Here is a 7,903-nt window from a genome sequence, read left to right on the forward strand (position 1 = left end):
TCCCCGCTGCCCGGCCTGTACTTCGTGGGCGGCTGGTCGCACCCGGGCGGCGGGCTCGCCCACGCGGGGATGTCGGGGGCGCTGGTCGCGGGCCTGATCGTGGAGGGCGCGGACTTCCGCGGGTCTCAGTAAGCGATACCGCGCGTCTCGGCAAGCGGTACGGCTGCCTCAGCAAGCGGTCAGTAGCGGGACCGCCGTCTCAGTAGCGGTACTGCTGCTGGTCGTGGTCGTAGGGCTCGTAGCCGTACTGCCCGGGCTGCGGGGGCTGCTGCGGCTGCGGGGGCTGCTGCGGGTAGGGAGGCTGCTCGCCGTCCCGCTGCTGCGGCACCCACACGCCGCCGGGCGGGGTGTCGTAGGCGTAGGGCTGGCCGTAGGGGTCGACGTAGCTCTGCTGGCCGCCGCCGGTGCCGTAGTCGTACGCCCCGTACTGCTGGCCGTCCGTGCCGGGCCCGATGTACGGGTCGGAGTACGCGGCGTACTGCTGCTGCGGGACGCCCTGGTCATAGTCGTACCCGGCCTGGGCGGGCTGCTGGTAGGGCGGGTAGGCGTCGTAGCCGCCGCCGTACCCGTCGTGCCCCTGGCCCCCCTGGCCCTGCCCCTGCTGGCCGTAGGAGGTGTCGTAGACGCCGTACTGGCCGGTGTCGTCGGGCATCGGCTCCGGCGCGTACACAGGCTCCGCCGGGGCGGGCTCGACGGGCTCGTAGGCGACCTCGGTGACCTCCAGGCGCGGGCCCTCGTCGCCGGCCGGCCGCGACCTGCGGCGACGGCTCTCCCCGGGGCTGCCGCCGAGCGCCCAGCCGGTGGAGAAGCCCTTGCGGTACGACAGCGTCACATAGATCTGCCCGACGGCGAACGCGATCGCGCCACCGACGATCACCGCCACCGACGGCAGCAGCACGCCGAGCACGACGAGCAGGAAGCCGCCGAACGCGAGGAGTCGCCAGCGCAGGCGCGCCTTGTACTGGAGGAGGACTTCACCGAGGAGCCACAGCGCGACGATTCCGAACGCGATGTAGAGGACCGTCCACCCCATGCCCGCCCGCCCCTCTCCTGCGGCCTACGCCGCGGGTCGGGGCGGGTACGGCCGGTCACGACTGCGCGTGCAGTCCGAGATTCTCGTAGATCTCGAGCGTCGCGGTCGAGTTGTTCAGCGTGATGAAGTGCAGCCCCGGGACACCCTCGGAAAGCAGCCGCGCGCAGAACTCGGTCGCGAACTCGATACCGATGGAGCGTACAGCGGCGGGATCGTCCTTGACGGCGAGCATGCGTTCTTTCACGTCCGGCGGGAAGGACGCGTTGCTCAGCTCGGGCAGCCGGTCGAGGGTCCTGGCGGTCACAACGGGCATGACTTCAGGGATGATCGGCGTCTCGCAGCCGGCCCGCTCGGCGCTGTCGCGCAGCCGCAGATAGTTCTCCGGGTCGAAGAACATCTGGGTGATCGCGTAGTCCGCGCCGGCGCGGCACTTGTCCACGAAGTGCCGGATGTCGGTGTCCCAGTCGGTGGAGCGCGGGTGCATCTCGGGGAAGGCCGCGACGCCCACGCAGAAGTCCCCGGACTCCTTGATCAGCCGCACCAGGTCGGCGGCGTACCGGACGCCCTCGGGGTGCTCGATCCACTCGCCCAGCGGGTCGCCGGGCGGGTCGCCGCGCAGCGCCAGCATGTTCCGGATCCCGGCGTCCGCGTACTGCCCCAGGACGTTTCGCAGCTCGGCGATCGAGTGGTCGACGGCGGTGAGGTGCGCGACCGGGGTGAGCGTGGTGTCGGCGGCGATCTCCTGGGTGGCCTTGACCGTGCCGCCGCGGGTGGAGCCGCCGGCGCCGTAGGTCACCGAGACGAAGCTCGGGCCGACCGCCTCGACGCGCCGCAGCGCGTTCCACAGGCTCCGCTCGCCCTTCTCGGTCCGGGGGGCGTAGAACTCGAACGAGTACGACGGCTTGCCGGACGCGAGGATCTCGCGGACCGTGCGAGCGCGGTCCGAGCGGGTGGAAGCGGTTCCTAGGGCCATAGGGGCAGGTTAGACGCGGTCCATCTGTCGACGAAGGCGCGTCCACGAGGTGGACACGTTTTTGGTCACCTCGATTCGCCTCCCCGTCACCCGTCGAGCCGAGCGCGCACCCGCTTGGCCAGGTCGGCGGTCGCCGCGGCGGGGTCGTCGGCCTCGGTGATCGCCCGGACGACGACGACCCGGCGGGCGCCGGCGTCCAGGACCTCGTCCAGATTCGAGGCGTCGATGCCGCCGATGGCGAACCACGGCCGGTCCTGGCGGAGCGCGGCCGTGTACCGGACGAGGTCCAGGCCCGGGGCGTACCGCCCGGGCTTGGTCGGGGTGGGCCAGCAGGGCCCGGTGCAGAAGTAGTCGACGCCGGGCTCGGCGGCCGCGGCGGCGGCCTCGGACTCGGCGTGGCAGGAACGGCCGATCAGCACCCGCTCCCCGAGGATCGCGCGGGCGGCGGGCACCGGCAGGTCGCCCTGGCCGAGATGCAGCACGTCGGAGCCGATGGCGTGGGCGACGTCGGCCCGGTCGTTCACGGCGAGCAGCTTGCCGTGCCGGCGGCAGGCGTCGGCGAACACGGCGAGGTGCTCCAGCTCCTCGCCGGCCTCCATGCCCTTGTCGCGCAGCTGGACGATGTCCACGCCGGAGGAGAGCACGGCGTCGAGGAACGCGGGCAGGTCGCCCTGGCGCTTGCGGGCGTCCGTGCACAGGTAGAGACGGGCGTCGGACAGCTGGGCGCGAGGCGTGGACATGAGGCGTTCCCCCCGGGTGGTGCGGCGGTGTGCGGGCCGGGTCTCCCCGGCCCGCACACCGCCTGATGGTTGGTACGTGAGTGCGTCAGACGGCGAGCGCCTGGGCGCGGCGCTTCACCTCGGTGCCGCGATTCTCGCTGAGCGCCTGCGCGGGCGTGCCCGGCAGGGTCGGATCCGGAGTGAAGAGCCACTCCAGCATTTCTTCGTCGGTGAAGCCGTCGTCCTTCAGGAGGGTCAGGGTGCCGCTGAGGCCCTTGACCACCTTGTCGCCGTCGATGAAGGCGGCGGGCACCTGAAGCGCCTTGTTCTCTCCGCGGCGCACGGCGATGAGCTGGCCCTCCTTGACCAGCTGGCGCACGCGCGTCACCTCGACGTCGAGCATTTCCGCGATGTCGGGGAGGTAGAGCCAGGCGGGGACGAGAGCATCGGTCTTTGCGTCAATCTCGGTCACAGGACAAGCCTGCCATCCCGGACTGACAGCCGGTAGTCGGGCTCTACCGGACTGCGGCCTTCAGAGGGACGGCGGGATCGGCGACGCGCTCCGGATCGACCTCCGTGCCCGCCTCGATCAGCTTGCGCCCCTGTGCCAGATCGCGGGGCCGGCCGACCGCGAGCAGCGCCACCGGCACGCCGGCGCGCAGCCAGAGCACCGACCAGGCGGCGTCGGCGGGCCCGCCCCGCCAGACCTGCGCGTCGGCGTGGGCGTGGTGCCCGGCGTACTGCACGAAGCGGCCGAACTGCTCGGACCAGAAGTACGGAACCGGGTCGTACGGCGGCGCGGCCGGCCCGCCCATGATCCCGGCCGCGACGGTGCGGGGGCCCTGCAGCGCGTTGTCCCAGTGGTGGACGAGCAGCCGCTCGCCGTAGCGGGCGGACGGGAAGGAGGCGCAGTCGCCGACCGCGTACACGCCGGGCAGCGAGGTGCGCAGCCGGTCGTCGGCGGTGACCGAGCCGTCCGGGCCGAGCGCGATGCCGGAGCCGTCCAGCCAGTCGGTGGCGGGCCGGGCGCCGATGCCGACGACGACGGCCTCGGCGGGCAGCGCGCGCCCGTCGGCGAGGACGACCTCGCCCGGGGCGATGTGCGCGACGCGGGCGCCGGTGAGGAGTTCGGCGCCGCTCTCGGCGTACCAGTCGGCCATCGGGGCGACGACCTCGTCGGGCAGCGCGCCGGCCAGCGGCCGGTCGGCGGCCTCGACGACGGTGACGGCGCAGCCGGCCTGGCGGGCGGCGGTCGCGAACTCGGCGCCGATCCAGCCGGCGCCGACCACGACGATGTCGTGCCGCTGCTCCAGGACGGGCTTGAGCCGGGCGGCGTCGTCGAGGGTGCGCAGCAGGTGCACGCCGGGGACGCCTTCGGAGCCGGGCAGGGTGACGGGGTGGGCGCCGGAGGCGAGGACGAGCACGTCGTACGGGACGGGCCCGGCCTCGGTGTCGACCTCGCGGGCGTCCGCGCGCAGCCCGGTGACCTCGACGCCGAGGCGCAGTTCGACGTCGAGGGCCTCGAAGTCGATGTCGAAGGCGGAGTCCTCCGCCTTGCCGAGGAGGACGGCCTTGGACAGCGGCGGCCGGTCGTACGGCTGGTGCGGCTCGGCGCCGACGAGGGTGACCGGTCCGGTGAAACCCTGCTCGCGCAGGGCGACGGCGGTCTGGACGCCGGCCATGCCCGCGCCGACGATCACGACGTGCTGCTCTTCCCGCTTCTGCTCGCTCACCCGTCCACCTTACGCATCTGACGGTCCGTCAGGAAACGTCCCGGGGAAATCGGGCCGCGGGAGGCTCCCTTACTGGGCGCGGACGGCGGGGGTTAGTCTGACCGTCAACGTAGAGCACACGCGGGAGCCCGGACGCACCGGGCTGAGAGGGAGGCTGGGCGGCCTCCGACCGTACGAACCTGATCCGGGTCATGCCGGCGAAGGGAGGGGCTGGACGCCCATGCACGCACGTAACGAATCGGACGTCCTCGTCATCGGGGGCGGGATCATCGGGCTCGTCACGGCCTGGCGCGCGGCGCAGCGCGGGCTGCGCGTCGCCGTGGCCGACCCCGAGCCGGGCGGCGGGGCCGCGCGGGTCGCGGCCGGGATGCTGGCCGCGGTCACCGAGCTCCACTACGGCGAGGAGACGCTGCTCGGCCTCAACCTGGAATCCGCGCGCCGCTATCCGGACTTCGTCGCCGAACTGGCCGACGCCACCGGTCTGGACGTGGGCTACCGCGCCTGCGGCACCCTCGCCGTCGCGCTCGACGCCGACGACCGGGCGCACCTGCGCGAGCTGCACGCCCTGCAGACCCGCTGCGGCCTGGAGTCGGTGTGGCTCAGCGGGCGGGACTGCCGCCGCCTGGAGCCGATGCTCGCGCCCGGGGTGCGCGGCGGGCTGCGGGTCGACGGGGACCACCAGGTGGACCCGCGACGGCTCGCCGACGCGCTGCTCGCCGCCTGCGAGCGGGCCGGGGTCGTCTTCCACCGGGCCTGGGCCGAGCGGCTGACGGTGGTACGGGACCGGGCTGCGGGGGCCGTCCTCGACGACGGCACGGAGGTCTGTGCCGACCAGGTCGTGCTGGCCGGCGGCAGCCTGAGCGGGAAGCTCACCGGCGTTCCCGCGCAGGCCCTGCCTCCCGTCCGGCCCGTGAAGGGGCAGGTGCTGCGGCTGACCGTGCCGCCCGCGTACGCGCCGTTCCTGTCCCGGACGGTGCGGGCGGTGGTGCGCGGCAGCCACGTGTACCTGGTGCCGCGGGAGAACGGCGAGCTGGTCGTCGGCGCGACCAGCGAGGAGCTGGGCTGGGACACCACGGTGACGGCGGGCGGCGTGTACGAGCTGCTGCGCGACGCGCACGAGCTGGTGCCCGGGCTCACCGAGCTGCCGCTCACCGAGACCCGGGCCGGGCTGCGCCCCGCCTCCCCCGACAACGCGCCGCTGCTCGGCGCGACCGCGCTGCCCGGTCTGCTGCTCGCCACCGGGCACTACCGCAACGGGGTGCTGCTGACCCCCGCCACGGGCGACGTGATGGCCGAGGTCCTGGCCACCGGGGTGCTCCCCGAAGAGGCGCGCCCGTTCAGCCCCCGCCGTTTCTCCTCCGTACGTCAGGAGCAGCCCGCATGACTGTGAAGGTGTCCGTGAACGGCGAGCCGCGCGAGCTCTCCGGCCCCACCGCGCTCGACGCGCTCGTCGCCACGCTGACGGCGGCGCCGTCGGGGGTCGCGGCGGCGGTCAACGAGGCGGTCGTTCCGCGCAGCGAGTGGTCCGCGACCGTCCTCGGCGAGGGCGACCGGATCGAGGTCCTCACCGCGGTGCAGGGAGGCTGAGCGCGATGGCCGACGACGTGTTTTCGCTGGGCGGGACGGAGTTCTCGTCCCGGCTGATCATGGGGACGGGCGGAGCGCCCAGCCTGGACGTGCTGGAACGCGCGCTGCTGGCGAGCGGCACGGAGCTGACGACGGTCGCGATGCGGCGGCTCGACCCGACGGTGCAGGGGTCCGTGCTGTCGGTCCTGGACCGGCTCGGCATCCGCGTGCTGCCGAACACGGCGGGCTGCTTCACGGCCGGTGAGGCGGTGCTGACGGCCCGGCTCGCGCGGGAGGCGCTCGGCACGGACTGGATCAAGCTGGAGGTCGTCGCCGACGAGCGGACGCTGCTTCCGGACGGGGTGGAGCTGCTCGACGCGGCGGAGACGCTGGTCGACGACGGCTTCACAGTGCTGCCGTACACCAACGACGACCCGGTCCTCGCACGGAAGCTGGAGGACGTGGGCTGCGCGGCGATCATGCCGCTGGGCTCGCCGATCGGCTCCGGCCTGGGCATCCGCAACCCGCACAACTTCGAGCTGATCGTGGAGCGGGCCGGGGTCCCGGTGATCCTGGACGCGGGCGCGGGCACGGCGTCGGACGCGACGCTGGCGATGGAACTGGGCTGCGCGGCGGTGATGCTCGCCTCGGCGGTCACGCGCGCCCAGGACCCGGTGAGAATGGCCACGGCGATGCGCCTGGGCGTCGACGCGGGCCGCCTGGCCCACCGCGCCGGCCGCATCCCCCGCCGCCACTTCGCCGAAGCGTCTTCCCCGGTGGAGGGCCGCGCAGCCCTGGACCCGGAACGCCCGGCGTTCTGACCGGCCGCGCCGCCCGCCGCGCGTCACAGGTGCGCTGCATTGCACCCGTGACGGGCGGAGGGGGCTCGGGGGGCTCGTAGACTCGACGGGTGGACACGACCCTTCAAGATCCGCTCGTCGGGCAGTTGCTCGACGGGCGCTACCGCGTGGACGGGCGCATCGCCGTCGGCGGGATGGCCACGGTCTACCGGGCCGTCGACACCCGCCTCGACCGCGTCCTCGCGCTCAAGGTCATGCACCCCGAGCTCGCCACCGACGCGTCCTTCGTCGAGCGGTTCATCCGCGAGGCGAAGTCCGTCGCCCGGCTCTCGCACCCCAACGTGGTCGGCGTCTTCGACCAGGGCGCGGACGGGGCGTACGTCTACCTCGCCATGGAGTACGTCGCCGGCTGCACGCTGCGCGACGTGCTGCGCGAGCGCGGCGCCCTGCAGCCGCGGGCCGCGCTCGACGTCCTGGAGCCGGTGCTCGCCGCGCTCGGCGCCGCGCACCGGGCCGGGTTCGTGCACCGGGACATGAAGCCCGAGAACGTCCTGATAGGGGACGACGGCCGGGTCAAGGTCGCCGACTTCGGTCTCGTACGCGCCATCGGCTCCGCGACCAACACCACCGGCACCGTCCTCGGCACCGTCTCCTACCTCGCCCCCGAGCAGATCGAGCACGGCACCGCCGACACCCGAGCCGACGTGTACGCCTGCGGCGTCGTCCTGTACGAGATGCTGACCGGCGGCAAGCCGCACACCGGCGACACCCCCGCCCAGGTCCTCTACCGGCACCTCAACACGGACGTCCCCGCCCCCTCCGCCGCCGTCCCCGGCCTCGCCCTCGACATGGACGAGCTGGTCGCGAGCGCCACCGCGCGCAACCCCGAGGTCCGCCCGCACGACGCCGTCGCGCTGCTCGCGCAGACCCGGGAGGCCCGCGCCGCCCTCACCGACGAGCAGCTGGACCTGGTCCCGCCGGGGGCCCGCACCGAGGGCGTCCCCGCCGTCGACGACACCCACACCACCGTCATCCCGCGCCCCTCCGCCACCTCGCGCCTCGCCGTGCCCCCGCCGGAG

The 7,903-nt window shown here is 73.8% G+C and carries 9 protein-coding genes and 1 riboswitch; of the genes, 4 read left to right on the top strand and 5 right to left on the bottom strand.

The annotated features are described in order from the left end of the window. Window positions 1–199: 199 nt before the first annotated feature. The 5 genes from VIU94_RS07400 to VIU94_RS07420 form a co-directional block, all read right to left on the bottom strand. The gene (locus VIU94_RS07400) at window positions 200–1,033 is read right to left on the bottom strand and encodes a hypothetical protein (protein ID WP_331908827.1); all 834 of its coding nucleotides are present in this window, start codon (window positions 1,031–1,033) and stop codon (window positions 200–202) included. A 55-nt stretch (window positions 1,034–1,088) separates the two neighbouring features. Further along, entirely contained in the window at window positions 1,089–2,006 is a 918-nt protein-coding gene (metF, locus tag VIU94_RS07405) for a methylenetetrahydrofolate reductase [NAD(P)H] (RefSeq protein WP_331908829.1), read from the bottom strand. An 86-nt stretch (window positions 2,007–2,092) separates the two neighbouring features. Beyond that, window positions 2,093–2,746: a thiamine phosphate synthase gene (thiE, locus tag VIU94_RS07410; RefSeq protein ID WP_331908831.1), complete on the bottom strand. Its 654-nt coding sequence runs from the start codon at window positions 2,744–2,746 to the stop codon at window positions 2,093–2,095. Between the two features lie 85 nt (window positions 2,747–2,831). Continuing rightward, on the bottom strand, window positions 2,832–3,197 hold the full coding sequence (locus tag VIU94_RS07415; protein WP_331908833.1) for an Rv2175c family DNA-binding protein: 366 nt from the start codon (window positions 3,195–3,197) through the stop codon (window positions 2,832–2,834). A 43-nt stretch (window positions 3,198–3,240) separates the two neighbouring features. After that, window positions 3,241–4,407, bottom strand: coding sequence for an NAD(P)/FAD-dependent oxidoreductase (locus VIU94_RS07420; protein ID WP_331908843.1), 1,167 nt, complete (start codon window positions 4,405–4,407; stop codon window positions 3,241–3,243). 161 nt (window positions 4,408–4,568) lie between these two features. Further along, window positions 4,569–4,681: riboswitch (TPP riboswitch) on the top strand. Between VIU94_RS07420 and thiO the strand changes: the two genes are divergently transcribed. The 4 genes from thiO to VIU94_RS07440 form a co-directional block, all read left to right on the top strand. Next, a complete protein-coding gene (gene thiO / locus VIU94_RS07425) occupies window positions 4,679–5,842 on the top strand; it encodes a glycine oxidase ThiO (protein WP_331908835.1) in 1,164 nt (387 codons plus the stop codon). (Overlaps the previous riboswitch by 3 nt.) Next, window positions 5,839–6,045: a sulfur carrier protein ThiS gene (gene thiS, locus VIU94_RS07430; protein ID WP_331908837.1), complete on the top strand. Its 207-nt coding sequence runs from the start codon at window positions 5,839–5,841 to the stop codon at window positions 6,043–6,045. The genes thiO and thiS overlap by 4 nt, the downstream gene beginning before the upstream one ends. A 5-nt stretch (window positions 6,046–6,050) precedes the next feature. Next, window positions 6,051–6,845 (top strand): thiazole synthase, encoded by a 795-nt coding sequence (locus tag VIU94_RS07435; RefSeq protein ID WP_331908839.1) that lies wholly within the window; start codon window positions 6,051–6,053, stop codon window positions 6,843–6,845. A gap of 89 nt (window positions 6,846–6,934) precedes the next feature. Next, a partial coding sequence (locus VIU94_RS07440) for a protein kinase domain-containing protein (RefSeq protein ID WP_331908841.1) occupies window positions 6,935–7,903 on the top strand: 969 nt, incomplete at its 3' end.

Source organism: Streptomyces sp., assembly GCF_036566765.1.
In the GTDB taxonomy this organism is placed as follows: Bacteria; Actinomycetota; Actinomycetes; order Streptomycetales; family Streptomycetaceae; genus Streptomyces.